A 26,798-nucleotide genomic window follows, 5' to 3' on the forward strand; every position below is an offset into this window, starting at 1 on the left:
AGGGGCTTCCGCGTTAGGCTCGAAGCAAGGGAACGGAACCACCATCGACACGACTGTGGGGTCAATGCGACCATGAGCGACGCGAACACCGAGCCGGACCGGGACGAGCAGGAGAACGAGGACGACCTCCTCATCGTCGACGCCGAAGGCAACCCGGTCGCCACCGCGAAATCCGCCGCGCCCGCCGAAGGCGAGGACGCCGACGGCGACCCCTACGAGTCCGACCCGACCCGGCTCGTCCACGAGCCCGCCAAGGTCATGCGCGTCGGCTCCATGATCAAGCAGCTCCTCGAAGAGGTCCGCGCGGCCGAACTCGACGAGAAGGGCCGCCAGCGCCTGCGCGACATCCACGCCCGGTCCATCGCCGAGCTGGAGACCGGGCTCGCGCCCGAGCTGCGCGACGAGCTCGAACGCCTGTCGCTGCCGTTCGGGCAGGACGAGGTCCCCACCGAGGCGGAGCTGCGCATCGCGCAGGCCCAGCTCGTGGGCTGGCTCGAAGGGCTGTTCCACGGCATCCAGGCGGCGCTGGTCGCGCAGCAGATGGCCGCGCGGCTCCAGCTCGACCAGATGCGCGGCGGCGAGCTGAAGGCGCTGCCCGCCGGGAACGACCTTCCGCCGCAGCTGAGGGCGGTCATGGCGGAGAGGGCCGCGCGCGGTGACGACCGCGACCACCCGCCCGGCCAGTACCTCTAGGTACGGGGAATGCCTTAGACTCGGCCCTGCCTTCCTGGCGGGGCCGTCGGCGTCTTCGGGCGCGGTCTTCTGGGGATGCGGCGGCTCGCGGGTTTCGCCTTCGGCGGTTCGCGAGCCATAATTGTGCCGACCCGTCCCAAGGGTGAGACCACTGGAGAGCTGAACACGGTGCTGTACAGGACGCTGCAATGGACGGCCGCCCCGGCCGTCAAACTGATCTACAGGCCATGGATCGACGGGAAAGAGAACATCCCCGAGACCGGGCCGGTGATCCTGGCGTCGAACCACCTCTCCGTGGCCGACCACTACTTCCTGGGCCTGACCACCAAGCGGCACATCGCGACCATGGCGAAGATCGAGTACTTCACGGGCGCGGGCGTCAAGGGCAAGATCATCTCCTCCACGGTGAAGGCCCTCGGGCAGGTGGCGGTGGACCGCTCGGGCGGGCGCAAGAGCGCCTCGGCCCTGGAGCCGTCCCTGGAAGTGCTCGAAGAGGGGCGCGTGTTCGCGATCTTCCCGGAGGGGACGCGCTCGCCCGACGGCCGCCTCTACCGCGGCAAGCCCGGGGTGGCGCGGCTCGCGCTCGCGTCGGGGGCGCCGGTGGTGCCTGTCGGGCTGATCGGGACGGAGAAGGTGCTGCCGATCGGGGAGTCGCGGCCGCGGGTCGCGCCGGTCGGGGTGCGGGTGGGCAAGCCGCTGGACTTCACCCGCTACAAGGGCATGGAGAACGACCGCGTCGTGATCCGCGCGGTGACCGACGAGGTCATGGACGCGATCCGGCGGCTCACCGGCCAGGAGTACGTCGACAAGTACGCGAAGCGCAACAGCCCCGGCAAGGACAACGACGACTAGGCGCCGCTAGGGCGTCGTCGCGGCGTCGGTCGGGGTCGCGGTCCCGCTCGGCGTGGCCGTCCCCGAGGGGGTGCCGGTGCCCGGCGGGGTGGTGAGTTCGCCCACGGTGTCGGGGCCGCTGGGGAGGTCCGACAGCTCGGTGACGGTGATCGACCAGATCTCGACCGGGAGGGGCGGGGGCCCGTCGGATTCGACGGTCTCGGAGAGCGCCGCGATCTCGTCGAGGACTTCGAAGCCGTCGACGATCCCGCCGATGACGCTCACGCCCGCGGTCGGCACGGCTGCGCCGCGGATGAGCGCGAACGCCGAGCCGGCGCGGCCGCGGTCGTCGGTGACGAGCGCGAGGACGTCGGCGACGTCGTTGCCCGCCATGCCGGTCTCGGCCTGGAAGCGCCAGCCCGGTCCGTACGAGTCCTCGGACTCCGGGTCGGCGCCGGGGGAGCCGCAGCGCAGGATCGCGGTCGGGTCGATCGCCTGCGTGGTGAGCCGGTCGCATTCGTGGTTCGCGTAGAAGCCGGTCTCGGCGAGGTAGGAGAACGCGTCGACGCCGCACGGCGCGAGGTCGCCCCACAGCATGACCGCGATCTCCCCGTAGTTGGTCTGGACGACCGCGAGGGACCGCTCCGGCGGGGCCGACGCCTCCAGCGGGTCGGCGCCGCTCCCGGCGTCGTCGGCCTCGGTCACCTTGCAGCGCTCCGAGATCACCTCGCCGGTGTCGCCGCCTTCGCCGCCGTCGTCGCGGAACGCGAGCCATGCGACCGCGGCGATCGACCCGGCGGTGAGGAGCACCGCGCCCAGCCCGGCGAGGCCGCGCTTCCACCCCGACCCGCGCTCCCAGGGGGGCGTGGACTTGAAGGGGCTGGAGGCTACCGGCTCGTGCTCGGTCGCGGCTGGGTCTGCGGGGCGGCTGGGCTCCATGACTCAGCATCGTACGGGGCGTCGTCTCGCGCGAGGTAGGCGTATCCGACGCAGATCAGACCGTAGGAGATGGCGACGCCGACGAGCGTTCCGGGCGCGTAGCCGTCGGTCGGGACGACGAGCGCGGCGGCGAAGAGCCCGGCGAGGTACCCGACGTTGTAGACGGTGTCGTTGACGCTGAACACCCGGCCGCGGTAGGCGTCCTCGATGCCGCGCTGGATGCTCGTGTCCACGGTGATCTTCACGCCCTGCGACGCGATGTTGATGAGCAGCACCGCGACCGCGAACATGACCGGGCGCATCGTCCCGGCGAGGGCCGCGGCGACGACCGCGCACAGGGCCATGAGGACGACGACCCAGTTCTTCGGGCCCCACACGCGGGTCGCGCGCGGGGTAACGATCGCGGCGGCGAGGACGCCGACGTTCCCGAGGACCGCGAGGACCAGCAGCCACGAGATCGTGGTGGTGCGGGCCGGGTCGGACTCGACGTCCCAGAAGAAGCCCATGAACAGGGCGATCGCGATGATGAACACGATGCCGTACAGGAACCGGTGCAGCCCTTGGACGGCCATCGCCAGCGCGGGGCCGCGGCGGGTGCCGAGGTGCTTGAATCCGGCGACCATCCCGGCGGTGGTGGCGGCGAGGCCGCGCCACAGGCCGCCCGCGGGGGCCTCGTCCTCGGTCGGGCCGAGCCCTTCGCGTCGGAACGCGGCCCACACGATGCACGCGGACACGAGGTACCCGGCCCCGGCGGCGAGCGCGAGCATCGAGTAGGAGACGCCGGAGTCGATGAGCTTCGCGATGCCGGTGGTCGCCAGGCCGAGGCCGTAGGCGAGGGCGCCGAGCGTGGAGGCGACGGAGTTCGCGGTGACGAGGTCCTGGGGCGGGACGACCTGCGGGTGGGCGGCGCCGAGCCCGGCGAGCACGAACCGGTTGGCGGCCAGGACGACCATGGCGCACAGGACCCACGACCAGTTGAAGCCGCCGGGGAGGGTCAGGCAGATGACGATCATGAGGGCGGCGCGCACGAGGTTCGCGCCGCCGATGAGGTTGCGGCGGCTGAACCGGTCGAGGACCGTGCCGACATAGGGGCCGAGCAGGGAGTACGGGCCGAGGAGGAGTGCGACGGCGGCGGCGTACCTGAACGGGTCGCCGGCCTCGCCGAGCGCGGGGTTGAAGAACACCGAGAGCGCCAGGGACGCCTGGAACATGCCGTCGGCGGCCTGGGAGGTGAGGCGCACGGCCAGCAGGTGCCGGAAACGGCGGTTGCCTGCGAGGTTGCGGACGTGCCGGTCGGTGCGCATTGTCCGAGGATAACTCTGAGGAATGCCAAGGGGGACCTCGATTTTGTAATCGGGGTCCCCCTTGGGGAGGCGTTCGCGGTGCTTAAAGCCCTGCGATGAAGTTCTCGACGGAGATGCGGGCCTCTTCGTCGGAGAACTGCTTGGCCGGGGACTTCATGAAGTACGAGGAGGCCGACTCCACGGGGCCGCCGTGGCCGCGGTCCATCGCGATCTTCGCGGCGCGCACCGCGTCGATGATGACGCCCGCGGAGTTCGGGGAGTCCCACACTTCGAGCTTCAGCTCCGCGTTCAGCGGCACGTCGCCGAAGGTGGTGCCCTCCAGGCGGATGTACGCCCACTTGCGGTCGGTCAGCCACGGCACGTGGTCCGACGGGCCGATGTGGACGTCCGCGCCGAGCATCTCGTGCGGGATCTGCGAGGTCACCGACTGCGTCTTCGAGATCTTCTTCGACTTCAGGCGGGTCCGCTCCAGCATGTTCATGAAGTCCATGTTGCCGCCGAAGTTCAGCTGGTACGTGCGGTCCAGGCGCACGCCGCGGTCCTCGAACAGCTTCGCGAGCACGCGGTGCACGATGGTCGCGCCCACCTGCGACTTGATGTCGTCGCCGACGATGGGGATCCCGGCGTCGGTGAACTTCTGGGCCCATTCGGGGTCGGAGGCGATGAACACGGGGAGGGCGTTCACGAACGCGCAGCCCGCGTCGATCGAGGCCTGCGCGTAGAACTTCGCGGCGGTCTCGGAGCCGACCGGCAGGTAGCAGACCACGACGTCCGCCTTGGCGTCCTTGAGCGCCTTGACCACGTCGACCGGCGCCTCGGAGGACTCGGTGACCATCTCCGTGTAGTACTGGCCCAGGCCGTCGTGCGTCGGACCGCGCAGGACCTGGACGCCGGTCGGGGGCACCTCGGCGAACTGGATGGTGTTGTTCTCCGAGGCGTTGATCGCGCTGGAGAGGTCCTGGCCGACCTTCTTCGCGTCGACGTCGAACGCGGCGACGAACTCGATGTCGTTCACGTGGTAGTCGCCGAACTGGACGTGCATGAGGCCGGGCACCCGGTCCTCGGGAGCGGCGTCGCGGTAGTACTCGACGCCTTGGACCAGCGAAGAGGCGCAGTTGCCCACGCCGACAATGGCTACGCGCAGCTTACCCATCGCGCATGCCTCCTTTGTCTTGTTTATTTGGGTCTCCGGCGCTCGCAGCCGGATCGGGTGTTCCCTGTTCCGGGAGGGCGCTGGGCCCTCCCGTCCCGGCGACGGGATCGCCGAAGTCGTTGCGCCGCCGCGGGCCGCGGCCCTCCTCGGTGGCGATGAGCTCGTTGAGCCACCGCACCTCGCGCTCGGCCGTCTCCAGGCCGTGGCGCTGGAGTTCGAGCCCGTAGGCGTCGAGCCGCTCGGCGGTGCGGGCGAGCGCCTCGCGGATCCGCTCGCGGCGCTCCTCGACGCGGCGCCGGCGCGCTTCGAGGATGCGCAGGCGCGTGGCCGGGTCGGTGCGGGAGAAGAACGCGAAGTGGACCCCGAACAGGGCCTCGTCCGCGGACTCGGGGCCCGCGTCGGCCATGAGCTGGGCGAAGTGCTCCTTGCCCTCGGGTGTGAGCCGGTAGACCTTTCGGGCCCTGCGGCCGCTGAGCAGGGGTTTCTCTGCTCCGGCGCGGGTCGCGGCGGTCTTCTCGGATGTGACGCCCGCCGGCGCCTCCTCGACGATGAGCCCGCGCAGGCGCATTCTTTTGAGGGTCGGGTAGAGCGACCCGTAGCTGAACGCCGCCCGGATGGCTCCCAGCAGGGCCAGCAGCCGTTTGCGCAGCTCATAGCCGTGCATCGGGGATTCATGCAAGAGCCCCAGAATGGCCAGCTCCAACATCTCGTCCCTCCTCTCACACGGCGATCTAACTGCTCGATGTATCGGGCCGATACATCAGGATAACCATAGCGGCAGGTGCAAATCACGTCAAGCTACGGGTCCGCGCCCTGTTCAGGGGCACTTCGATCCGATAAGCTCGTGCGCACGACGCGGTCTAGCAGAGTCTTCTCAGATTCGGTGTGCGAGACTGCGAGACGACCGGCCACCCCCCATGCCGGAAGTAGACCTATGCGAACGCCGGTCCGCCGGAGCGCCCCCGGGCGCCACCCTTCCGGCGCGCACCGGGCCGACCGGCAAGCCCCGCTGGGGTTACACAGCACGTGGATGGTTGAGCATGAGCGACAACGGTTACCGCCCCGCCCCGCCGCCCGAGGAGGGGCGGCCGCAGGGCCGGGCCTCCGGGCAGGCGCGCGGCTACGGCGCCGCCCCCGGGGGCGGTTCCCGCGAACCCGACTACGGGTGGGGAGGCGGACGCCAGCAAGGCGCCCCGCAAGGCCAGGGCCAGCCGCCGCGGCGCCCGCAGCAGGGCTACGGCACCCCGCCCGGGGGCCAGGCGCCCGTCGGCCGCGGCTCCGCGTCCGTCGGAGGCGCGCGCCCGACCGGCTCCGCCTCCGTCGGCTCCGCCCGCCCGACCGGCTCGGCGTCGGTCGGCGGCGCCGGACGCGCCTCGGTCGGCTCCGCCTCCGTGGGCGGCGCGGGCCGCGCGTCCGTCGGCTCCGCCTCGGTCGGGTCCGCCTCGGTGGGCTCGGCGTCCGTGGGCACCGCCCGCATCAACCTCGACGACGCCGACTCCCGCACCGGCCGCGCCGGGAACGGCGGCCGCCGCCGCGCCGGCAACGGCCCCCTGAACAAGGACGACCTCGAAGGCACCAAGAAGAAGCGCAAACGGCTCGGCCGCAAGATGCTCGCGGCCATGATCGCGATGGGCATCCTGTTCGTCGCGAGCGTCACCGTCATCGCCACCTACTTCTTCCAGAACACCCCGCCCCTCGAAGACGTCTTCCGCAAGGGCGAGTCCTCCGCGTTCTTCTACGCCGACGGCACCCAGGCGGGCGCCTACGGCGACACCCTCCGCCTCCAGATCGACCCGGGCCAGGCCCCCGAGACCGTCACCGACGCGCTGGTCGCCCTTGAGGACCGCAAGTTCTGGGAGCACGGCGGCGTCGACTACATCCGCACCATGGGCGCGCTCGTCAACAACCTCACCGGCGGCGACACCCAGGGCGCCTCAACCATCACCCAGCAGTACGCGGGCATGGTCCTCGAAGCGCGCGACGAGATCTCGTACGACCGCAAGGCCCGCGAAGCGGCCCTTGCGATCAAGATGGAGTCCGAGTACGACAAGGACGAGATCATCACCGCCTACCTGAACATGGCCTACTTCGGCCGGGGGGCGTACGGCATCAAGGCCGCCGCGAAGAACTACTTCAACGTCGAGCTCGACCAGCTGACCTACGGCCAGGCCGCCTACATCGTCATGCAGGTCAAGTCGCCCAACGGCTACTACGACCCCTACTACGAGGGGGAGTACGACGAAGGCGCGGCGAAGGCCCGCTGGGAGTTCACCATGGACGCCCTGGTGGAGACCGGCCAGATCAAGCAGGCCGACCGCGACGCGGAGACCTACGAGGCCGTCATCGAGTCCACGGCCACCGACTTCAACGCCTCCGGCTCCTGGGGCGGCAACACCGACGTCGGCTTCATCATCAACGAACTCGACGGGTACGTCTTCGACGAGCTCGAAGCGCGCTACGGCATCACCAGGGACATGCTCAAGGGCGTCGAGGGCAGCAACGCCGACGGCGGCTACTCGATCACGCTCACCATCGACCCGGCGATCCAGTCCTCGCTCAAGAGCACCGGCTCGCGCGGCGCCATCAAAGTGAAGACGAACGACGACGGCCAGCCGGTCGACGAGAACGGCGAGGTCGTCACCGACGTCAACCAGGCCGAGCGCGACCTCACCGATGAGGGGTACGCGCAGTTCGAGAACAGCAACGACCAGGCCGCGCTGTTCGACTACAAGGAGTACATGATGTCGGCCATGGTCGCGATCGACCCTGAGACCGGCGCGATCCTCGGCTACTACGGCGGCGACGACGGCTTCGGCGTCGACAAGGCCGGCGCGGAGTCCCCGCACCCGCCCTCGTCGACGTTCAAGATGGTCACCGCCGCCACCGCGATGCAGGAGGGCGACTCCGTCGACTCCTGGTTCAACGCCTCCTCGCCGCGCCAGTTCGACTCGCTGACCCTCGACGACACCGAGCAGTGCATCGGCGGCGGCACCTACCCGGACTGCACCCTGCGCAACGGCAGCCAGAACTCCAAGGTCGAGATGACGCTGACCGACTCGGTCCGCGAATCGAAGAACACCCCGATGTACTCGATCGCCGAGGAGTACGGCGCCAGCACCATCCTCGACTACGCCGATCAGATGGGCCTGTCGGTCATGAACCAGGCCCGGACGATCGAGGACGAGACCGGCAAGGCGTGGGACGTCAGCATCAACTACCACATGACCGACAACGGCACCTACACCCAGCACGGGACCGCCGTCGACAGCGAGGGGAACCCCGTCGTCGACGCCTCCGGCAACTGGGACGTCAACGCGGGCATCCAGGTCGACGACAACTGCAACCCGATCGTGAACATCGACGGCAAGTTCATCTACGAAGAGAACCCGGTCGAGTGCACCATCGGGGGCAAGAACGAGACCGACCCGTTCTACAACCACATCGCGTTCGGCCAGTACCCGACGAGCGTGCGCGACATGGCCTCGATCTACGCGACCATCGCCAACAACGGCGTCTACAACGAATCGCACTTCGTCGCCAAGGTCGAGTACAAGGGCGAGGAAGTTCAGCCCAAGACCGAACTCAAGTCCGAGCAGGTCATCGACGAGGCGGTCGCCCGCAACCTCCAGTGGATCGGCTCCGAGATCGGCGGCTCGTCCGACGTCGACCAGCTGCCCCGCGACTACTTCGGCAAGACCGGTACCTGGGAGGCCGCTGGCAAGGACAAGGACGGGAACGACTACCCGGACTCGTACAACGCGCACGCGTGGTACGTCGGGGCGATCCCGCAGCTGTCCATCGCCGCGTGGGTCGGCAACGTGACCTCCGAGTCGGACCCGATCGCCGACGTCAACGGCGACAAGACGAACGTGTTCGGCTCCAACACCGCGTATCCGGTGTGGTTCACCGCGATGAGCCGCATCCTCGATGCGACGGACTGGGAGGAGATCGACTGGGACGGCAAGGTCGACGACCAGGGCAACGACCAGAGCTGGGACATCGAGAAGGCCGGCGGCCCGCTCGAAGGCGGCGCGTTCTGCGCCGAGAACGCCGACGACCCGCTGTGCGCGGGCCAGCAGGAGGACCAGGCGCAGGAGGAGTGCGAGGCCGACGGCGGCACCTGGGACGGCCAGGCGTGCCAGCCCGGCGAGGACGACGGCGATCCGGGCACGGACGATCCGACGACCGACCCGACCGGCGAGGAGTCGACGGACGAGGAGTGCACGGGCATGCCGTGGGACCCGCCCTCGTGCAACGAGGAGTCCACTTCGCCGACCGAGGAGGGCTCGCCCACCGACGACGGCCAGAGGAACGGCAATTTAGCGGGCTGAGCCGGGGACCCGTCCTCGGCCCGTAGCACCACCGCGGCGGCATGGGCCACAATAAGGCCCATGCCGCCGTCTGCATCCGCACCGAACCCCGCGCCGAACGACGCGCCGGCCCCCGCGAGGGCCGAGCGCCCCGCCGGGGACCCCCCGGCCGCGCCCACCCTCACCGACCGCGCCGCCCGGCTCGCGTCGGGCCTCATCGGCGGGCCGTTCGGCGACCACGCCGCCGACCCGCCCCGCCGCCGGTTCTGGATCCCGATCCGGGTCATCCTTCTCACCGGCCTGATCGCGTTCGCGGTCAACTGGATCCAGAAGTACCCGTGCTCGGCGGGCGGCTGGGTGGACTGGCAGCAGTACACGAACGCCTGCTACACCGACATCCGCGCGCTTTGGGGCGCGGAGAAGCTCAACGAGGGCGCCGTCCCCTACCGTGACCACCCGGTCGAATACCCGGTACTGACCGGATGGTTCATGGGCGTGCTCGGGCAGATCGCCTACCGGATCGGCTCCGTCGCCGGGACCGACGGCGGCCCGGTCTTCTGGCACCTCAACGCGATCGTGCTGTTCATCTGCGGCGCCGCCGCCATCGCGGTCCTCCACACCATCCGCCGCGACAACCGCCGCACCGACATCCCCGGCCCCAACCCGGATCCGGCGCTCGTCCACTCCCGGCCCTCGCGGCCCTGGGACGCGATGATGCTCGCCGCCGCGCCGGTCATCCTCGTGACCGCCACCGTCAACTGGGACCTGTTCGCCGTCGCCCTGTCGATGCCGTTCTTCCTGTACTGGCAGCGCGGCAGGCCCGTCATGGCCGGGCTGTTCCTCGGCCTCGCGGTGGCCGCGAAGTTCTACGCGCTCCTGTTCCTCGGCCCGCTCCTGATCCTGGCGCTGCGGCAGAAGAAGCTCCTGCCCGCGCTCCAGGCGACCGCCACCGCGGCGATCACGTGGGCCGTCATCAACGGGCCCGTCGCGTACCTGTGGCCCGACTCGTGGATGCGGTTCTTCGAGCTGAACTCCGAGCGGCCCGTCGACTGGGGCACCGGCTGGTACGTGCTCCGCGGGCTCACCGGCTGGGAGCGCCTGTGGGACTCCGAGTTCGTCAACGACCTGTACCTGGTGCTGTTCGCCCTGTCCTGCCTGGGGATCGCCGCGCTCGGGTACTTCGCGCAGCGGCGCACCGCGGGCGGGGAGTTCGGGCTCAAGACACCGTCCACTGAGGACGTGGTGCCGCGCCTGGCGCAGCTGTGCTTCCTCGTGGTCGCGACGTTCCTGCTGTTCGGGAAGGTCTGGTCGCAGCAGTACGTGCTGTGGCTGCTGCCGCTGGTCGTGCTCGCCCGCCCCAAGTGGGGCTTCTTCCTGGTGTGGCAGGCCGCGGAGCTGTTCTACTTCTTCTCGTTCTACGGCAAGATGCTCCAGGTGTCGGCCGAGGACGGCCGGGGCATCCCCGAGGGCCTGTTCCTCGCCGCCGCGGCGTCACGGTGGCTCGCGGTGGCGGTCATGTGCGCCCTCGTGGTGCAGGAGATCCTCATCCCGCGTCTGGACGCGGTGCGATCCCTTCCGAAGCGGCCCAGTCGAGGAGCGCCGCCTCGGCCTCCTCGCGAGGCAGCGGCCCCCGCTCCAGCCGAAGCTCTTTGAGGAACGCCCAGGCCCGGCCCACCTCGGGGCCGGGCTTGAGGCCCAGCAGCTCCATGATCGCGTTCCCGTCGAGGTCGGGGCGGACCGCGCGCAGGTCCTCCTCGGCCCGGATGCGGGCGATGCGGTCCTCGAACGCGTCGTAGTCGCGGCGCAGCCGCTCCGCCTTGCGGCGGTTGCGGGTCGTGCAGTCCGAGCGGACCATGACGTGGAGCCGGTCGAGCTGGTCGCCCGCGTCGGTGACGTACCGGCGCACCGCCGAATCGGTCCAGCCGCCCTCCTCGCCGTCCGCATAGCCGTAGAAGCGCAGGTGCAGCGAGATGAGCAGCGACACGGCCTGCACGTCGGCCTTCGGGAACTTCAGCTCGCGCATCCGCCTGCGCGCCAAGCGGGCCCCGGCCACGTCGTGGTGGTGGAAGGTAACGCCGCCGCCGGGGGCGACGTCCTTGGTCTCGGGCTTGCCGATGTCGTGGAGCAGCGCGGCGAGCCGCATGAGCAGGTCCGGGCCGTCCGTCTCCAGCGCGATGGCGTTGCGCAGCACCTGGAGCGAGTGCTCGTAGACGTCCTTGTGCTGGGCGTGCTCGTCGATCTCCATGCGCAGCGCGGGCAGCTCCGGCAGGAAGTACTCGGCGAGGCCGGTGTCGACGAGGATGCGCAGGCCCACCACCGGATCGGGCGCGAGCATGAGCTTCACGAACTCGTCGCGGACGCGCTCGGCGGTGATGCGCGAGAGCTCCCCCGCCATGCGGCGCATGGCGTCGAGGGTGCCCGCCTCGATGTCGAAGCCGAGCTGAGCGGCGAAACGCGCGGCGCGGAGCATCCGCAGCGGGTCGTCGGCGAACGACGACTCCGGGGACGCGGGCGTGCGGATCGTGCGGCGCGCGATGTCCGCGATGCCGCCGAACGGGTCGGCGAACACGTGCCCCGGCACCGAGACGGCCATGGCGTTCACGGTGAAGTCGCGCCGCTCCAAGTCGTCTTCGAGGCGGTCGCCGTAGCGCACGACCGGGTTGCGGCCGACGCGGTCGTAGGCGTCGGCGCGGAAGGTCGTCACCTCGACCTGCTCGCCGCGGAACATGCCGCCGACGGTCCCGAAGTCGGCGCCGGTGGTCCACACCGTCGAGCAGTGCGCGCGCAGGATCGCCTCGGTCGCCTCCGGGCGGGCGTCGGTGGTGAAGTCGAGGTCGCTCACGGGCCGGCGCAGCACCGCGTCGCGGACCGGGCCGCCGACCAGGTGCAGCTCGTGGCCGCCCCGCTCGAACAGCCGACCCAGTTCATCGGCTATCGGCGGGACCGTGATTTCCTTACCGCTACTGTTGTCAGACATCGCCGGGCAAGCTTAGCGGAGAGTGCGAGAATGGCCGAACCTAGCGCGAGACCGGGACCTGGCCCCGACTACTCGCCGTCTGGCCCCGCCCCGGGCCGCCACCCCCACGCGAACCAGCAGTTCGCCCGGCCCGTCGGCCCGCTCACCGGCAACGGCTACACCCCCGCTGGACCGCCCCCGCCCGCCCCGGCCCCCGCGCCGCAGCAGCCGGTCCAGGAGCCGCAGCCGAAGGGCCGGAACGTGGTCCGCTCCAGCCTCCTCATGGGCGCCGGGTCCCTCGTCTCGCGCATCACCGGGTTCGGGCGCACCGTCGTCATCTCCGCGGCGATCGGCGCCGGCCTCCTCGGCAACTCGTACACGACCGCCCAGTACTTCCCGCAGATGATCTACGAGCTCGTCCTCGGCGGCGTGTTCGCGAGCATCATCATGCCCCTGTTCGTCAAGGCCCACAAGAACGACCCCGACGGCGGCGACGCGTTCGCGCAGCGCCTGCTCACCCTCGCGGCCCTCGTCCTCGGCGCCGCCGCGCTCGTCGTCACCCTCTGCGCCCCGCTCATCGCCCGCGCCATGGCCGAGCCCTCCCAGTACGACCTCGTCACCGAGTTCTCGTACCTCATGCTCCCGGCGCTGCTCCTCTACGGCCTCTTCGCGGTCCTCTCCGGGGTCCTCAACTCCCGCGAGCACTTCGGCGCCCCCATGTGGGTGCCGATCATCAACAACCTCGTCGTCATCACCGTCGGCGCGGTGTTCTTCCTCGTCTTCACCCGCGACGCCGTCCCCGGCCCCGGCGGCGAGCTGTTCGCCACCGCCGACCAGGTCACGAACGGGATGATCCTGCTCCTCGGCGGCGGGACCACCGCGGGCGTGCTCATCCAGGTCCTGTGCCTCGCCCCCGCGCTCCGCAGGGCCGGGTTCCGGTGGCGGCTGCGGTTCGACTTCTCGGCGCTGCCGCTGCGCGACATCCGCCGCATGGCCGCGTGGACGCTCCTGTTCGTCGTCGCCAACCAGCTCGCCGTCATGGCCGTGATCAAGGTCGCGAACGCCGCGTCCGGGAACGCCGCCGACGACCAGTTCGTGCCCGGCACCACCGTCTACAACAACGCGTACCTGATGATGATGATGGCGCACGGGATCGTCGCGGTCTCCGTCATCACCGCGCTCATGCCGCGCATGACCCGCGCCGCCGACGACCGCCGCTGGTCCGAGCTCACCGAGCACCTCTCCTCCGGGATCCGCCTCGCGTCGTTCCTGCTCGTGCCCATCGCCGCCGCGTTCATCGCCCTCCACGAGCCGATCGCCCTCGCCATCTTCCAGTGGGGCGCCTACGACCACACCATGGCGGTCGCCACCGGGCAGGCGCTGCTCATGGTCGGCGTCGTCCTCATGCCGTTCTCGGTGTCCCAGTTGCAGATCTACGCGTTCTACGCGCAGACCGACACCAAGACGGTGGGCCTGTTCAACCTGCCGGTCATCGCGATCCGCATCGGCGGGTACCTCCTCGCGTTCGCGCTCCTGCCCCTCGAATGGGTCGTCGTCGGCCTCCTCGCCGCCAACGGCGTGTCCTACCTGGTCTCGCTCCTGCTGTCGATGAGCCTGCTGCGCAAGCGGGTCGGACTCCTCGGCATGCGCAAGACCCTGAACGGCCTGGTGCGAACCGGTGCGGCCGCACTGATCGCGGGCGGCGCCGCGTACGCCGGGTGGCTCGCGTGGCCCGACGTGTCCGGTTCCAAACTCGGGCAGCTCGGTGCGTCGATCGTCCTCGGGATCGCCCTGCTGGGCGTGTATCTCGCCGCCTGCCTGGTATTCCGCGTCACTGAAATGGCGTCGCTCCAGGCAACGGTGCGCGCAAGGCTGCGACGATGAGGCAAGTACGATCCATACGTGCACTCTGGCCTGAGGACCAGCGGCCTCGGATCACCGGAAGACCCTGCACCACCGCGCTGCACCCGCATTCCTGAAAGACCCGACCGGCCGGCACGGCCCCTCCGCGGGGCCGGTCTGAGAGGGGAGGACCCCGCACCATGAGTTCTGCCGAAGTGCCGTCCGTAGGCGACCTGCTCGCGGAGCGGTACCGCCTCGAAGAGCACGTCGGAGGCGCGAACGGCCACCGCCAGCTGTGGCGGGGCGTCGACGTCCTCCTGCACCGCTCCGTCGCGGTCGTCCTGCGCTCCCCCGGGGGCGAGGACGCGGCGCCGACGATGACGGCCGCGGTGGCGGCCTCCCGCACCCACGTCGACTCCATGGTCGACGTCTACGACGCGGTCGACGAGGGCCGCTTCGCCTACGTGGTGCGCGAATGGGTCAACGGCTCCTCGCTGCGCGGCGTCCTGGAGCAGCAGACCCTCGAAAGCGGGCACGCCCTCGAACTCGTCGCGTCCGTCGCCGACGCGGTCGCCGCCCTCCACGACGGCGGCGTCACCCACGCCGACCTCCAGCCCGGCTCGATCCTCCTCTCCGAGGACGACCGCGTCATGGTCACCGAGCCCCGCAACGAGCCCGGGAACACGCAGGTCGAGGACGTGCGCGCCCTCGGCGCGACCCTCTACGCGTGCCTCACCGGCGCCTGGCCGCGCGTCGTCCCCGCCGAGAACACCGGCCTCCCCGACGCCGCGACCGACGAGTGGGGCCGCGTCCTCGACGCCGACAAGGTCGTCCCGGGCCTGCCCCGCCGCCTCGCCTCGCTCACCGCGGACCTCCTCGACCACTCCCAGACCCCGCCCTCGGCCGCGGAGCTCGCGGTCGAACTGCGCGGCCTCGCCGAGACCGGCGGGGCCGAACCGGCCCCCGCGCAGGCCACGAGCGTCCTCGGCGCGATCAGCCTCGGCCGCCGCGGCGCCGCCGACGCGTCCACGCCGCCCGTCGGCATGAAGCGCCTCGCCGTCATCGCCGCGGTCGCGGCCGCCGTCATCTTCGCGGGCGTCGTCGGCTCGGCCATCATGTTCGGCGGCGGCGACGACCCCGCGGGCGCCGACGACCAGATCGCGGGCGAGGACACCGGCGCCGACCCGACCTCCGAGGACGACACCGAGATCGCCGCCCCCACCGAGGCGGAGATCACCGCCGACGACATCCGCGTCGTCGACCCGCCCGACGGCGACCGCAACCAGGGCGAGGGCGTCGAGGCCGCGTTCGACGGCAACGCCTCCACCGGCTGGTCCACGAACACCTACCGCAACGACCCCGCCTTCGGGAACCTCAAGCCCGGCATGGGCATCCTCATCGACCTCGGCGAGGCCCAGGAGGTCGCCTCCGTGCGGGTCCAGATGACCAGCGCGGGCGCCACCGTGGGCCTGCTCGCGGGCGACGAGGACCCCGGCGACTCCTCCGAGGGCGACCAGGCGATCGTCGACGGCTTCACCGAGCTCGCCCCCGCCGTCGAGGACGCCGACACGAACATCGAGATCCAGGCGGGCGGCCAGGCCACCCGGTACATCGTGGTGTGGGTGACCGAGCTGCCCCCGTCGTCCGGCGGGTACAAGCTCACGATCTCCGACATCAACGTGTTCGTCCGGTAGGCACCGTGCCCGGCCCCCTCCGCCCCCTGCCCGCCGACGGCCCTGCTTCCGACGGACCAGCTTCGGACGGCCCGTTCGGCGGTCCGATGGACGGGGTGGGCGACGCCGAGCTGCTGCGACGCCACGTCGGCGGCGACCGGGACGCGTTCGGGGAGCTGTTCCGCCGCCACCGGGGCCGCCTGTGGGCGGTCGCGGTCCGGACCCTCGCCGACCCCGAGGACGCCGCCGAGGCCCTCCAGGACGCCATGATCAAGGCGTACCAGGCGGCCGGGTCGTTCCGGGGCGGCTCCGCGGTCACCACGTGGCTGCACCGCATCGTCGTGAACGCGTGCCTCGACCGCATCCGCGCGGCCGGGCGCCGGCCCACGGTCCCGCTGCCCGAGGACGGGCGCGAACCGGTCCCGGCCTCGCCGCGCTCCGACGACCCGCAGCAGGCGGCCCTGCGCCTGAGCGTCCACCGGGCGCTCGCGGACCTGCCGTTCGAGCAGCGCGCCGTCCTCGTCTACATCGACATGCTCGGCTACCCGGTCGAGGAGGTCGCCGCGATCCTGAAGGTCCGCCCCGGCACCGTGAAGTCGCGCGCGTCGCGGGCCCGCAAGCGGCTCGCCGAGCGCCTGCCGGAGTTCGGCCCGGCCGGGAACCCGCCCGCCCAGCGCGGCGTCGAACCCGGAGCGGGCAGTCCCATGAGCCGAGAGGAGGGAAGCCGATGATCGGGCAGCCGCCCGGGGAGACCGGGGCCGAGGCCGGAACCGAGGCCGCGGTCGCGCGTGCGCTGCGGCAGGCCTCCGACGGCTACGGGGACCTCCCGGAGCAGGTCGCGCACCGCCTCGACCGCGTCCTGGACTCCCTCCCGTCCGCCGACACGCTCCGCAGCACCGCCCGCGAACCCGAACGCGAGGGCTTCTTCGCCTCGCTCGCCGAACGCCTGCGCCCCAAGCGGGTCCGGTACGCGATCGCCTCCGGCGCGGCCGCGGTCCTGGTCACCGTCGGCGCCGTCGCCGTGGGCCTCCAGGCGCTCACCGCCGACTCCGGGGAGAGCCCCAGCGCGGACCAGGTCTACGCCGAGGACGGCCCCCGGTCGGGCGACGACGACGCCGCGGGTGAGGCGGCGCCAGAGTCCTCCAGCGAGGACTCCCTCAGCGAGGAGGGCGGCGACTCGGCCGAGTCCGATGCGGAGATGGGCGTCCTCGACGTCGAGTCCTTCGCCTCAGGCACCGACTACTCCGCCTCGACCGACCTGCTCGCGGCCCTGCGCGGCCTCGGCGACCACACCGCCGACGGGGAGGTCCCGGCCGAGCTGGCCGACCTCGCCGCGGGCGGCGAGTTCTGGCGCGCCTGCGAGGACGCGATCGCCGAGGAGTACCAGAGCCTCCTCGTCGCCGTCGACTTCGCGCGGTACGAGTCGTCCCCGGCGATCATGGCGCTCCTGGTGTCGGATGAAGGCGAGACCGCGGTCGCGCTCACCCCGGCCTGCGCGGACGGCGTCATCGAGGCCCTCGCGATCCAGCCGTAGGGACGGCGCCCGCCGCGGCTGCGCTGTTCGCACTGCGCTTCTTGCACTGCGCTTTAGACGAAAGCCGCGGTGACGTTCCCCACGATCGGGGAATGCGCCTGTCACACGGCCGCCACGGGTCCGCCCGCTGGAATTTCGGGTCAATAGGATTGGTTGAAGCTGTCAGCACCAGGGGAGCCGTCCCTGGCGCGCCGAACGACCACAGGAGCGACACCGGTGAGCGAAATCCGCGACGTCATCATCATCGGCTCGGGCCCGGCCGGGTACACCGCCGCGCTGTACACCGCGCGCGCCAACATGCGCCCGCTCGTGTTCGAGGGCTTCCAGTTCGGCGGCGCCCTCATGCAGACCACCGAGGTCGAGAACTTCCCGGGCTTCCCCGAGGGCATCATGGGCCCCGAGCTCATGGACCAGTGGCGCAAGCAGGCCGAGCGCTTCGGCGCCGAGCTCGTCTCCGACGACGTCACCCGCGTCGACCTCACCGGCGAGATCAAGAAGGTCTGGGTCGGCGACGAGGAGCACCAGGCGAAGGCCGTCATCCTCGCGACCGGCTCGGCCTACCGGCCGCTGAACGTCCCCGGCGAGAACGAGCTCATGGGCCGCGGCGTGTCCGCGTGCGCCACCTGCGACGGGTTCTTCTTCCGCGACCAGGAGATCGCGGTGGTCGGCGGCGGCGACTCGGCGATGGAGGAGGCCACGTTCCTCACCAAGTTCGCCTCGAAGGTCACCATCGTGCACCGCCGCGACGAGTTCCGCGCCTCGAAGATCATGGCCGAGCGCGCGCTCGCCAACCCGAAGATCGAGGTCGCGTGGAACTCCGCGGTCGAGAAGATCAACGGCGAGGGCGGCAAGGTCGCCAGCGTCGACCTGGTCGACACCGTCACCGGCGCGACCCGGACCCTCCCGGCGACCGGCCTGTTCATCGCGATCGGCCACGACCCGCGCTCGGAGCTCTTCAAGGGCCAGGTCGAGCTCGACGAGTCCGGCTACGTCAAGGTCGCGGCCCCGTCGACGAAGACGAACCTGGAGGGCGTGTTCGCCGCGGGCGACCTCGTCGACCACACCTACCAGCAGGCGGTCACGGCCGCCGGCACCGGCTGCTCCGCCGCGCTCGACGCCGAGCGCTACATCGCGGCGCTCGAAGACGCCGCGGTCGCGGCCTGACACACCGACTTCTCCCTTCTTCACATCACACAGGAGGATGCCCATGGGCGCCATCAAAGCCGTCAACGACGAGCAGTTCCAGGCCGAGGTGCTGGAAGCCGACAAGCCCGTGCTGGTCGACTTCTGGGCCGAATGGTGCGGCCCCTGCAAGAAGGTCGCGCCGGTCCTCGAAGAGCTCGCGACGGAGATCGACTCGATCGAGATCCGCAAGCTCGACACCGACGCGAACCCGGAGACCACCCGCAAGTTCGGCGTCATGAGCGTGCCGACGATGATCCTGTTCAAGGACGGCCAGCCCGCCCAGCAGCTCATCGGCGCCCAGCCCAAGGCCGCGATCCGCAAGTTCCTGGGCCAGTAGCACTCCAACGATGAGGGGACCGAGCCCGCGGCTCGGTCCCCTCATCGTGTGCTCAGAGTTCGCCGTCGCGCTGGAAGCCGGGGCGGTCGATGCGGTTCCTGCCGGTGGTCGCCTCGCCGAAGAACTTGTCGAGCTCGACGTCGTCGAGTTTGAACCACTCCACCGAGTCGCCGGGGGCCCAGTGCTCCTCGGCCTCCACGCTGCGGTCGATCGCGGAGCGCAGCTCCAGGCGCAGGCGGGGGTAGCGGGGGTCGAAGCGGACGGTCTTGAAGCCCACGGACCGGTAGAAGTCCGCGGGCACCAGGCACGCCCCGGCCTCGCCGCGGGCGTCGCCGAAGGTCTCCAGGGCGTAGATGCCGCGGCGGGCCACGTCGGCGGCGACGGTCTGCACGAGCTGGCGCCCCAGGCCCGTCCCCGCGTACGCCGGGTTGACGTAGGCGGTCATGAGGAGGGCCGCGTCCGGTGAGACCGGGCCCGAGGGGAACTCCATGGAGCGGGGCACGAACTTCGGGGACGCGTAGGTGACGAACCCGGCGACCGCGTCGCCCTCGTAGGCGATCCGGCCGCAGCCGCCCCATTCGAGGAGCGTGTGGGACAGCCACGCCTCCTTCTCGGCGGCGGGCTCGCCGACGTCGCGCGCCGCCTCGGCGCACAGGGGCGAGAGCTCCCAGAAGACGCAGGCGCGGCAACGCCTCGGAACTTCGTCCAAGGAGTCGAGTGTGAGGTTGACCATGCGCCGATGCACCCGTCCAGCCTACGTCGGCGAGGGGTCCACATGACGGAAAACACGCGCGGTGTGCGGTCCCTGTGCTAGTAGAGTGGTTCGATCACTGTGCGCGAGCTGCGACGCTGTCGCGCCGCTTCCGGCGGGAGCCCGTAGGCTGGCGTCACACAGGACCCGCGACCACGGTTCGCGGGCGACGAGGACCATCAGAGGAGGTCTCCGCGTGTCCGGTACAACACTCGACGATTACACCGGTCGCTACGCATCCCGGGTTCACGGGATGGCACAGTCGGAGATCCGCGCACTGTTCTCGGTCGCCGCGCGCCCGGAGGTCGTCTCCCTCGCCGGGGGGAACCCGTACACCGCGGCCCTGCCCATGGACGAGCTCGGCGAGATGTTCACCCGCCTGCTCTCGCAGGTCGGCGCCGAAGCGCTCGGCTACTGCCCCGGCCAGGGGAGCGTCGCGCTCCGCGAGGCGCTCTGCGGGGTCCTCCAGCTGTCGGGCATCCGCGCCTCCGCCGACGACCTCGTCCTCACCACCGGCGCGCAGCAGGGCCTCGACCTGCTCGCCCGCACGTTCCTCGACCCGGGCGACATCGTGCTCGCCGAGGGCCCGACCTATGTGGGCGCGCTCGGCGCGTTCCAGGCGGCGCAGGCCGACGTCCGGCACCTGCCGATGGACGACGACGGGCTGATCCCCGCGGGCCTGGAGGAGTCGCTCGCCGCGCTCGAACGCGAAGGGCGCCGCGCGAAGTTCCTGTACACGATCCCGACGTACCAGAACCCGGCCGGCGTCACGATGACCGAGGAGCGGCGCGAGGAGATCCTCGCGATCGCCGAGCGGCACGGGCTCCTCGTCATCGAGGACGACCCGTACTCGATGATCGCCTTCGACGGCACGCCGCCCGCGCCGCTGCGCGCCCGCGCCGAGCGGGGCGTCATCTACCTCGGCACGGTCTCGAAGATCTTCGCCGCGGGCCTGCGCCTCGGCTGGGTCCTCGCGCCGCCCGCGGTGCGCGACAAGCTGCTCCTGGCGATCGAGGCGTCCATCCTGTGCCCCTCGGGGCTCACGCAGGAGGCCACGCTCCGCTTCCTCACGGAGATGGAGTGGCGCCAGCAGGTGAAGGTCTTCAACACGCTGTACCGGGACCGCCGGGACGCGCTCCTGACGGCGCTCGGCGACTACATGCCCGAGGGGATGACCTGGACCGTCCCCGGCGGCGGCCTGTTCATCTGGGCGACGCTGCCGGAGGGGCTCGACTCGAAGGCGATGCTCCCCCGCGCGCTCCAAGAGCGCGTCGCGTACGTCCCGGGCACCGGTTTCTACGCCGACGGCAACGGCCGCAGGGAGATGCGCTTGAACTTCTCGACCCAGACCGCGGAGGTCATCCGCGAGGGCGTGCGCCGACTGGCGGGCGTCGTCGCGAGCGACATCGAACTGCGCGACACGTTCGCGGGGGGCGGGGCATGAAGGAGGGCGCCGCAGCCGCGGACATCCGGGTCCTGATCCTCGCCGGGGGCATGTCCTACGAGCACGAGGTGTCCCTGAAGTCGGGGCGCCGGGCCGCCGACGCGCTCCAGCGGCTCGGGTACGTCTGCGACGTCCGGGACCTCGACGGCGACCTGCTGCCCGCGCTCCAGGAGTACCCGCCCGACGTGGTGCTGCCGCTTGTGCACGGCCAGCCCGGCGAGGACGGCTCGCTCCAGGCGGTGCTCGAACTCAGCGACATCCCGATCGTGGGCACCGGCTCGACGGGCGCGCGCCGCGCGTGGAACAAGATCACGGCCAAGGACCTGCTCCGCTCGGCCGGGATTCCCACGCCGGACTGGACGTCGATGCCGCGCCAGGCGTTCTCGGACTTCGGGGCGCGCAAGCTCCTCGACCGGATCGCCGCGAAGATGGGCCTGCCGCTCGTCGTCAAGCCGAACTCGGGCGGGTCGGGCCTCGGCGTGCACGCGGTGCACAAGGAGGACGACTTCCCGTCGGCGATGATGGGCTGCTTCTCCTACAGCGACACCGCGCTCATCGAGTCCTTCGTCGAGGGCCGCGACATCGCGGTCGGCGTGCTCGACCTCGGCGACGGGCCCGTGGCCCTGCCGCCGGTGGAGATCGCGCCGCTCCACGGCGACTACGACTACGCGGCCCGGTACAACCCCGGCGCGACCCGCTGGACGGTCCCCGCGGGCCTCAGCGAGCCCGTGGCGGCCCGCACGGCCGAACTGGCGCTGGAGGTCCACCGGACCCTCGGACTCGGCGACATGTCCCGGGTGGACCTCATGGTCGACGACGCGGGCGGCATCCAGGTCCTGGAGGCCAACGTCGCCCCCGGGACCACCGAGACCTCCCTGCTGCCCATGGCGATCGAGGCCGCGGGCCTCGACTTCGGCGAGGTCCTCGCGACCATGGTCCACCGGGCGCTCGCCCGCGGCTAGCCGAACGGCGACGAGACGAGAGGGCGTCGATGTTTCACGTGAAACATCGACGCCCTTCTGCATGGCGTTGCGGGGGTGTCTGAGCCCCGGATGGCAAGGGGCCGTTGAGGTTCAGTCGTCGCTGAGCCAGGCGGCGATGTATTCGAGGTTCATCTTCCACTCGTGCTCCTCGACCGGCGGGAGGATCTCGTCCCACATGGTCATGAACGGGCCGCGGAGCTGGAGGTAGCCGTGGGGGCGGGCCAGGAACCACTGCTGGAGGTGCGCGGTGCCGTCGCCCCAGCGGTTGACGTGGACCTGCGCCACCGATTCGAGCGAGCGGATCGCGCGTTCGAGGCGCACGGTGAGGACGCCGAGCTCGGCGGCGTGCATCGTCGACAGGTCCCCCAGATCGAGGTGGGCCCGCGGTTCGAGGATCACCACCACCGGGAGGCCGCTCGGCGCAGGCGGCGACTTCAGGCGCCAGCGTTCGTTCGACCAGAGGTACACCGAGTCGGGCGTATGGCAGGCCGCGCACTGCTCCTGGCGGTCGCCGCGACGGGGCGGCTCGGCCGGGACCGGCTCCTGGAGCGGCTTGATGCGGAGGTCCCCCTCGAAGGGGAAGGCCGGCCAGTCGACGAACGCGGGCAGGGCGGGGCGAACGCCGCTCGCGCGTGGTGTCGGGGGTCGGGTGCTCTGATTCGCCAAGTCGGGCTTGGAATTCGGGCCGGGGGTACTCGCAGCTGCCACCATCGAAAAATACCCCATGAACGCGAGCGTGGAAACCACCGGAATCCACCTTTTGGCAGATTTCAAATGGGTTAACTCACGGTCCACTCGTTCGACCCCCGACTGTGGAGGGATCATGGCCCGCGAACCAGGAGAATCAGCCCGGAAAATGGTATTCGAGGGCACAAGTGACGTGCGCCCATATGGCGGGAAGCCCCTGTCGGGAGGGCCGGTCCGTAGGGCAAGCTGGAAGGCGTGCAAGCAACAGTGACTGATAGTTCCACGCCGGAGGCGACGCCCGTTTCGGGCGACGACATCGCCGTCCTGGTGGACCCGCCGGTCACCGCCGCGCTCGTTGACGAACTCAGCCATCTCTGGGTGAGAGTGACGAACGCCGGCGGTTCCGTCGGGTTCGTCCCGCCGGTCAACATCGACGAGGTCCGCCCTCACACCGTCTCCATTCTCGCGCGAGTGATCGACCGGACTGACACGCTGGTCGCTCTAAAGGAAGGAGCCGCCATTGTCGCTTGGTGTGTTCTCACATCAAACGACAGCCCGCCGCGACACGGGTGGCGGACCATGCGCCACGTCCAGGTCGACCCCGCCCGGCAGGGCGGCGGACTCGGGGGCAAGCTGCTGGCGGCCGTCGACCACGTTGCCCGCGAAGAGCTGAAGCTGGAGGCGCTCAGCCTCAAGGTCCGCTCGGGCACCGGCGCCGACGCCTTCTACCGCCGACACGGATTCACTGAGGTGGGACGTCTGCCGCGCGCCGTGCGCATGGCCGATGACGACTACCGGGACGACATCATCATGTGGCGGGAACTCTCCTAGCCGCGCAGAGCGAATAGAACGAGGGGCGGGATGTTTCACGTGAAACATCCCGCCCCTTGCTCGTGCCTTGGAACTACTCGGCCGTGCGGCTACTCCACACCGATCTGCTCGACGATCCGGTCGAGGTCGGAGAGCGAGCCGAACTCGATGACGATCTTGCCCTTCTTGCGGCCCCAGGAGATCGACACCTGCGTCTCGAAGTGGTCGGAGAGGCGCTCCTTCAGCTCCTCCAGACCGGGGGCCTTGATGCGGTCCTTCGCGGCGCGCGAGTCGCGCGGGCGGGGCTCGTCGAGCTCCGGCTTCTCCTCCAGGCGGTTGGCCGTCACGAGCTCCTCGGTGCTGCGCACCGACAGGCCCTCGCTGATGATCCGCTCGGCGATGTGCTCCTGCGAGTCGGCGCTGTCGAGGCCGAGGAGCGCGCGGGCGTGGCCCGCGGTGAGGACGCCCGCGGCGACCTTCGTCTGCACGGTCGGCGGGAGGCCGAGGAGGCGGATCATGTTGGAGATCTGCGGGCGGCTGCGGCCGATCTTCTTCGACAGCTCCTCCTGCGTCACGTTGAACTCTTCGAGGAGCTGCGCGTAGGCCGCGCCCTCTTCGAGCGGGTTCAGCTGGACGCGGTGGATGTTCTCCAGGAGCGCCTCGCGGAGCATCTCGTCGTCGGCCGTGCGGCGCACGATCGCCGGGACGGTCTCCCAGCCGAGGGCGGTGGCGGCGCGGAGGCGCCGCTCCCCCATGACGAGTTCGAAGCGGGCGCCGTCCTCGCGGGGCTCGTCCGGAGTGCGCTCACGGACCGCGATCGGCTGGAGCATCCCGACTTCCGTCAGGGAGGTCTGGAGTTCGAGGAGGTGCTCGTCGTCGAAGAACTGCCGCGGCTGCTTCGGGTTGGTGCCGATGTCGGCGATCGGGATCAGCTGGAAGCTCGCCCCCGGGACCGGCACGAGATCCGGGCCGTCCGATGTTTCACGTGAAACATCGGGTTCGGGGGACGCCTCGGGGGCGGGCTCGGGAGTCGATGTTTCACGTGAAACATCGCGCTCGACCGGAGCAGCCTGACGGGGTGCCGCCACCGGAGCGGGCGCCGGGTCGTCCTCGGACTCCGTCGTCGTGCTCTCGGCCAGACCGGTCGGGATGAGCGCGCCCAGTCCGCGACCGAGCCCTCCGCGCTTCGCCGCAGCCATCGACTAGTTCCCGCCTTTCTGGTTCTTCCCGCGCCGGGAGAGCTTCGCACCGCGCAGGGCGATCTCCTCGGCCGCTTCGAAATAGCTCGTCGCACCCCGCGAGCCGGGGTCGTAGGTCATGATCGACTGCCCGTAGCCAGGGGCCTCGGAGACGCGCACGCTCCGCGGGACGACCGCGTCGAGGACGATCTCGCTGAAGTGCCCGCGCACCTCCTGCTCCACCTGGTCGGCGAGCTTGGTCCGCTTGTCGTACATCGTCAGCAGGATCGTCGAGACCCGAAGGCGCGCATTGAGGTGCGCCTTGATGAGCTCGATGTTCCGCAGCAGCTGGCCCAGCCCTTCGAGCGCGTAGTACTCGCACTGGATGGGGATGAGCACCTCCTCCGCGGCGACGAGCGCGTTCACGGTGAGGAGGCCCAGGGACGGCGGGCAGTCGATGAAGATGTAGTCGAGCTCCCCGCTGAAGGTCTCGATGCTCTTCTCAAGGCGCCCTTCGCGGGCGACCACGTTGACGAGTTCCACTTCGGCGCCGGCGAGGTCGATCGTCGCCGGGATGCAGTAGAGCGAGGGGATGCCGTCGACGGGCTTCGCGATCTCGTCGAGCGGCTGGCCCTCGACGAGCGCCTCGTAGACGCTCGGGGTGCCCGCGCCGTGCTCGACGCCGAGACCGGTGGAGGCGTTCCCCTGCGGGTCGAGGTCGATGACCATGACACGGTTCCCGTGCAGCGCCAAGGCGACCGCGAGGTTCACGGTGCTCGTGGTCTTGCCGACGCCGCCTTTCTGGTTGGCGACGGCGAAGACGCGGCGGCGGGTCGGGCGCGGCATCGTCACGGCCCCGGAGGGGTTGAGGACGCGCACCGCGCGCTGGGCCTCGCGGGCCAGCGGGAGGTCGTCGTCCAGCGGCCCGCCTTCCTTGATCGACGACGCCTGCTGCGGCACCGTCTTCGCGGCGGCCTTCCGCCCGTTGTTCGCCTGCGCCTCTTCCGGCGCCAGATGCCGTCCGGTCTTGCCGCGCGATGCTCTCGCCATGCCGTCCCCCCGTTCCCCGCTGGTGTCAGACCGGTCGGACGTGCCGACGCCCGCGCCGGACTGCCTCGCAACCGATTCTGACCCAGTCTGCCCGTAGGCCGGGGCTGCGCCACCCGATTCGGGGGAGGTTTCTCGATAGCGGTGGCGGCGGGAGGGGGGCGCCTCCTCGCTCACGGCGGCATCGAGGAGGTTCCGGATGCGCCGCTCGGCCGGGGTATCGCCGCCAAGGGAGCTGTGTTCACGATCTTCGGAGGGAAGGGGGTCGCGCACGTTCACCGCCACAGACTACGGGCCGAATGTTTCACGTGAAACATCGCCCTGCTCGGAGTAGCTTACTCGGGATAGGTTATCCGAACCCGGAGCGCACTGCCGAATACGCAGTGCCGCGATGCGGGTCTCATCGCGGCACTCGTTGCAGCCCTTGGGCTTTCGCTGTATGAATTTTCCGGTCGGGTTGGCTGGGCGGCTATTTCACCCGCTCGATCTCCACAACCGTTGCGGGGACGGGGAACACGGGGTCGCTCAATTTCGACTCGCCGCACACGATGATCCTGGCGGGCCCGCCGCCGAGGCGCCTGACGGCCCGCGCGTCGCGCTCGATCTCCTCGGCCGCGCTCTGCCCCTTGATCGCGAGCATGACGCCGCCGACCCGGGCCAGCGGCAGGCACCAGCCCGCAAGCTTCCCCAGGGGCGCCACGGCGCGCGAGACGACCACGTCGGCCTTGCCCCGCGGGTCCACCTCTTCGGCGCGGGCGCGGAGCACCTCCACGTTCTCCAGGCCGAGCGCGGCGATCACCTCGTCGAGGAAGTCCACGCGCCGCTGCATCGGCTCCACGAGGGTCACCCAGAGGTCCGGCCGCGCGATGGCGAGCGGGATGCCGGGGAGGCCGCCGCCGGAGCCGACGTCGATGACGTCGGACTCGCGGGGGATCGCCTCCTCGACCACGGCGCTGCCGAGCACATGCCGCCCCCACAGCCGCGGCACCTCGCGCGGCCCGATGAGGCCGCGCTCGATCCCGATGGTCGACAGGAGGCCGACATAGCCTTCCGCCAAGGCGATCCGATCCTCGTCCGCTCCGAACACAGAGGCCAATGTTTCACGTGAAACATTGGCCTCGGCGGGTTCAGAGCCTTCCGG

General features: G+C 70.7%; 22 protein-coding genes and 1 pseudogene. 13 read left to right on the forward strand and 10 right to left on the reverse strand.

The window, feature by feature from the left end:
* Nucleotides 1-72 precede the first annotated feature (72 nt).
* Nucleotides 73-693: a bacterial proteasome activator family protein gene (locus WA640_RS17090; protein WP_335989132.1), complete on the forward strand. Its 621-nt coding sequence runs from the start codon at nt 73-75 to the stop codon at nt 691-693.
* A gap of 168 nt (nt 694-861) precedes the next feature.
* Nucleotides 862-1,545 carry a lysophospholipid acyltransferase family protein gene (locus tag WA640_RS17095; RefSeq protein WP_335989133.1) on the forward strand — a complete coding sequence of 228 codons (684 nt, stop codon included), beginning with the start codon at nt 862-864 and terminating at the stop codon, nt 1,543-1,545.
* Between the two features lie 6 nt (nt 1,546-1,551).
* Here WA640_RS17095 and WA640_RS17100 read toward each other — a convergent pair whose 3' ends face one another.
* The 4 genes from WA640_RS17100 to WA640_RS17115 form a co-directional block, all read right to left on the reverse strand.
* Nucleotides 1,552-2,463, reverse strand: coding sequence for a peptidylprolyl isomerase (locus tag WA640_RS17100; protein ID WP_335989135.1), 912 nt, complete (start codon nt 2,461-2,463; stop codon nt 1,552-1,554).
* Entirely contained in the window at nt 2,412-3,767 is a 1,356-nt protein-coding gene (locus tag WA640_RS17105) for an MFS transporter (protein WP_335989138.1), read from the reverse strand. Before WA640_RS17105 ends, WA640_RS17100 begins: the two co-directional genes overlap by 52 nt.
* An 82-nt stretch (nt 3,768-3,849) precedes the next feature.
* Nucleotides 3,850-4,920 carry an inositol-3-phosphate synthase gene (locus WA640_RS17110; RefSeq protein WP_106362868.1) on the reverse strand — a complete coding sequence of 357 codons (1,071 nt, stop codon included), beginning with the start codon at nt 4,918-4,920 and terminating at the stop codon, nt 3,850-3,852.
* Nucleotides 4,913-5,626, reverse strand: a complete 714-nt coding sequence (locus WA640_RS17115; RefSeq protein WP_335989140.1) for a PadR family transcriptional regulator — start codon at nt 5,624-5,626, stop codon at nt 4,913-4,915. The genes WA640_RS17110 and WA640_RS17115 overlap by 8 nt, the downstream gene beginning before the upstream one ends.
* A 334-nt stretch (nt 5,627-5,960) precedes the next feature.
* Here WA640_RS17115 and WA640_RS17120 point away from each other — a divergent pair, with 334 nt between their 5' ends.
* Both WA640_RS17120 and WA640_RS17125 read left to right on the forward strand, forming a co-directional pair.
* The gene (locus WA640_RS17120) at nt 5,961-9,251 is read left to right on the forward strand and encodes a transglycosylase domain-containing protein (protein WP_335989142.1); all 3,291 of its coding nucleotides are present in this window, start codon (nt 5,961-5,963) and stop codon (nt 9,249-9,251) included.
* 60 nt (nt 9,252-9,311) lie between these two features.
* On the forward strand, nt 9,312-10,883 hold the full coding sequence (locus WA640_RS17125; RefSeq protein WP_335989144.1) for a glycosyltransferase family 87 protein: 1,572 nt from the start codon (nt 9,312-9,314) through the stop codon (nt 10,881-10,883).
* Here the strand turns inward: WA640_RS17125 and WA640_RS17130 are convergent.
* Entirely contained in the window at nt 10,774-12,207 is a 1,434-nt protein-coding gene (locus WA640_RS17130; protein WP_335989146.1) for a CCA tRNA nucleotidyltransferase, read from the reverse strand. The two genes, WA640_RS17125 and WA640_RS17130, sit on opposite strands and share 110 nt — an antisense overlap.
* Nucleotides 12,208-12,237: 30 nt before the next feature.
* Between WA640_RS17130 and murJ the strand changes: the two genes are divergently transcribed.
* From murJ to trxA, 6 genes are all read left to right on the forward strand, one after another.
* Nucleotides 12,238-14,070: a murein biosynthesis integral membrane protein MurJ gene (gene murJ / locus WA640_RS17135; protein WP_335989148.1), complete on the forward strand. Its 1,833-nt coding sequence runs from the start codon at nt 12,238-12,240 to the stop codon at nt 14,068-14,070.
* Between the two features lie 158 nt (nt 14,071-14,228).
* Entirely contained in the window at nt 14,229-15,722 is a 1,494-nt protein-coding gene (locus WA640_RS17140) for a protein kinase domain-containing protein (RefSeq protein ID WP_335989149.1), read from the forward strand.
* Between the two features lie 5 nt (nt 15,723-15,727).
* Nucleotides 15,728-16,432 carry an RNA polymerase sigma factor SigM gene (sigM, locus tag WA640_RS17145; RefSeq protein ID WP_335989151.1) on the forward strand — a complete coding sequence of 235 codons (705 nt, stop codon included), beginning with the start codon at nt 15,728-15,730 and terminating at the stop codon, nt 16,430-16,432.
* Nucleotides 16,429-17,235 carry a hypothetical protein gene (locus tag WA640_RS17150; protein WP_335989153.1) on the forward strand — a complete coding sequence of 269 codons (807 nt, stop codon included), beginning with the start codon at nt 16,429-16,431 and terminating at the stop codon, nt 17,233-17,235. Before sigM ends, WA640_RS17150 begins: the two co-directional genes overlap by 4 nt.
* A gap of 216 nt (nt 17,236-17,451) precedes the next feature.
* Nucleotides 17,452-18,399 (forward strand): thioredoxin-disulfide reductase, encoded by a 948-nt coding sequence (gene trxB, locus WA640_RS17155; protein ID WP_106362860.1) that lies wholly within the window; start codon nt 17,452-17,454, stop codon nt 18,397-18,399.
* A gap of 43 nt (nt 18,400-18,442) precedes the next feature.
* Nucleotides 18,443-18,757, forward strand: coding sequence for a thioredoxin (trxA, locus tag WA640_RS17160; protein ID WP_106362859.1), 315 nt, complete (start codon nt 18,443-18,445; stop codon nt 18,755-18,757).
* 52 nt (nt 18,758-18,809) lie between these two features.
* Here trxA and WA640_RS17165 read toward each other — a convergent pair whose 3' ends face one another.
* The gene (locus tag WA640_RS17165) at nt 18,810-19,502 is read right to left on the reverse strand and encodes a GNAT family N-acetyltransferase (protein ID WP_442904770.1); all 693 of its coding nucleotides are present in this window, start codon (nt 19,500-19,502) and stop codon (nt 18,810-18,812) included.
* A 202-nt stretch (nt 19,503-19,704) separates the two neighbouring features.
* Here WA640_RS17165 and WA640_RS17170 point away from each other — a divergent pair.
* Both WA640_RS17170 and WA640_RS17175 read left to right on the forward strand, forming a co-directional pair.
* Nucleotides 19,705-20,989: pseudogene (locus tag WA640_RS17170) on the forward strand (aminotransferase-like domain-containing protein); the annotation flags it as partial.
* A 13-nt stretch (nt 20,990-21,002) separates the two neighbouring features.
* Entirely contained in the window at nt 21,003-21,914 is a 912-nt protein-coding gene (locus WA640_RS17175; protein ID WP_442904780.1) for a D-alanine--D-alanine ligase family protein, read from the forward strand.
* A 111-nt stretch (nt 21,915-22,025) separates the two neighbouring features.
* Here the strand turns inward: WA640_RS17175 and WA640_RS17180 are convergent, their stop codons facing one another.
* On the reverse strand, nt 22,026-22,601 hold the full coding sequence (locus tag WA640_RS17180) for a hypothetical protein (protein WP_106362855.1): 576 nt from the start codon (nt 22,599-22,601) through the stop codon (nt 22,026-22,028).
* 288 nt (nt 22,602-22,889) lie between these two features.
* Here WA640_RS17180 and WA640_RS17185 point away from each other — a divergent pair, with 288 nt between their 5' ends.
* Nucleotides 22,890-23,453 carry a GNAT family N-acetyltransferase gene (locus WA640_RS17185; RefSeq protein WP_181245651.1) on the forward strand — a complete coding sequence of 188 codons (564 nt, stop codon included), beginning with the start codon at nt 22,890-22,892 and terminating at the stop codon, nt 23,451-23,453.
* Nucleotides 23,454-23,542: 89 nt separating this feature from the next.
* Here the strand turns inward: WA640_RS17185 and WA640_RS17190 are convergent, their stop codons facing one another.
* The 3 genes from WA640_RS17190 to rsmG form a co-directional block, all read right to left on the reverse strand.
* The gene (locus WA640_RS17190; protein WP_442904771.1) at nt 23,543-24,631 is read right to left on the reverse strand and encodes a ParB/RepB/Spo0J family partition protein; all 1,089 of its coding nucleotides are present in this window, start codon (nt 24,629-24,631) and stop codon (nt 23,543-23,545) included.
* A gap of 3 nt (nt 24,632-24,634) precedes the next feature.
* The gene (locus tag WA640_RS17195) at nt 24,635-25,660 is read right to left on the reverse strand and encodes a ParA family protein (RefSeq protein ID WP_335989160.1); all 1,026 of its coding nucleotides are present in this window, start codon (nt 25,658-25,660) and stop codon (nt 24,635-24,637) included.
* 466 nt (nt 25,661-26,126) lie between these two features.
* On the reverse strand, nt 26,127-26,714 hold the full coding sequence (gene rsmG / locus WA640_RS17200) for a 16S rRNA (guanine(527)-N(7))-methyltransferase RsmG (RefSeq protein ID WP_245888894.1): 588 nt from the start codon (nt 26,712-26,714) through the stop codon (nt 26,127-26,129).
* Between the last annotated feature and the right edge of the window lie 84 nt (nt 26,715-26,798).

The organism is Glycomyces sp. MUSA5-2 (assembly GCF_037034145.1).
Lineage (GTDB): Bacteria > Actinomycetota > Actinomycetes > Mycobacteriales > Micromonosporaceae > Glycomyces > Glycomyces artemisiae.

What these genes read in the sequence shown, in the direction of transcription:
- WA640_RS17115 (WP_335989140.1), bottom strand. Translation starts at nt 5,626, where the DNA reads ATGTTGGAGCTGGCCATTCTGGGGCTCTTGCATGAATCCCCGATGCAC.
- WA640_RS17090 (WP_335989132.1), top strand. Translation starts at nt 73, where the DNA reads ATGAGCGACGCGAACACCGAGCCGGACCGGGACGAGCAGGAGAACGAG.
- murJ (WP_335989148.1), top strand. Translation starts at nt 12,238, where the DNA reads ATGGCCGAACCTAGCGCGAGACCGGGACCTGGCCCCGACTACTCGCCG.
- WA640_RS17175 (WP_442904780.1), top strand. Translation starts at nt 21,003, where the DNA reads ATGTCCTACGAGCACGAGGTGTCCCTGAAGTCGGGGCGCCGGGCCGCC.
- WA640_RS17190 (WP_442904771.1), bottom strand. Translation starts at nt 24,631, where the DNA reads ATGGCTGCGGCGAAGCGCGGAGGGCTCGGTCGCGGACTGGGCGCGCTC.
- WA640_RS17140 (WP_335989149.1), top strand. Translation starts at nt 14,229, where the DNA reads ATGAGTTCTGCCGAAGTGCCGTCCGTAGGCGACCTGCTCGCGGAGCGG.
- WA640_RS17195 (WP_335989160.1), bottom strand. Translation starts at nt 25,660, where the DNA reads ATGGCGAGAGCATCGCGCGGCAAGACCGGACGGCATCTGGCGCCGGAA.
- WA640_RS17130 (WP_335989146.1), bottom strand. Translation starts at nt 12,207, where the DNA reads ATGTCTGACAACAGTAGCGGTAAGGAAATCACGGTCCCGCCGATAGCC.
- WA640_RS17100 (WP_335989135.1), bottom strand. Translation starts at nt 2,463, where the DNA reads ATGGAGCCCAGCCGCCCCGCAGACCCAGCCGCGACCGAGCACGAGCCG.
- WA640_RS17120 (WP_335989142.1), top strand. Translation starts at nt 5,961, where the DNA reads ATGAGCGACAACGGTTACCGCCCCGCCCCGCCGCCCGAGGAGGGGCGG.
- WA640_RS17150 (WP_335989153.1), top strand. Translation starts at nt 16,429, where the DNA reads ATGATCGGGCAGCCGCCCGGGGAGACCGGGGCCGAGGCCGGAACCGAG.
- WA640_RS17105 (WP_335989138.1), bottom strand. Translation starts at nt 3,767, where the DNA reads ATGCGCACCGACCGGCACGTCCGCAACCTCGCAGGCAACCGCCGTTTC.
- trxA (WP_106362859.1), top strand. Translation starts at nt 18,443, where the DNA reads ATGGGCGCCATCAAAGCCGTCAACGACGAGCAGTTCCAGGCCGAGGTG.
- WA640_RS17110 (WP_106362868.1), bottom strand. Translation starts at nt 4,920, where the DNA reads ATGGGTAAGCTGCGCGTAGCCATTGTCGGCGTGGGCAACTGCGCCTCT.
- WA640_RS17125 (WP_335989144.1), top strand. Translation starts at nt 9,312, where the DNA reads ATGCCGCCGTCTGCATCCGCACCGAACCCCGCGCCGAACGACGCGCCG.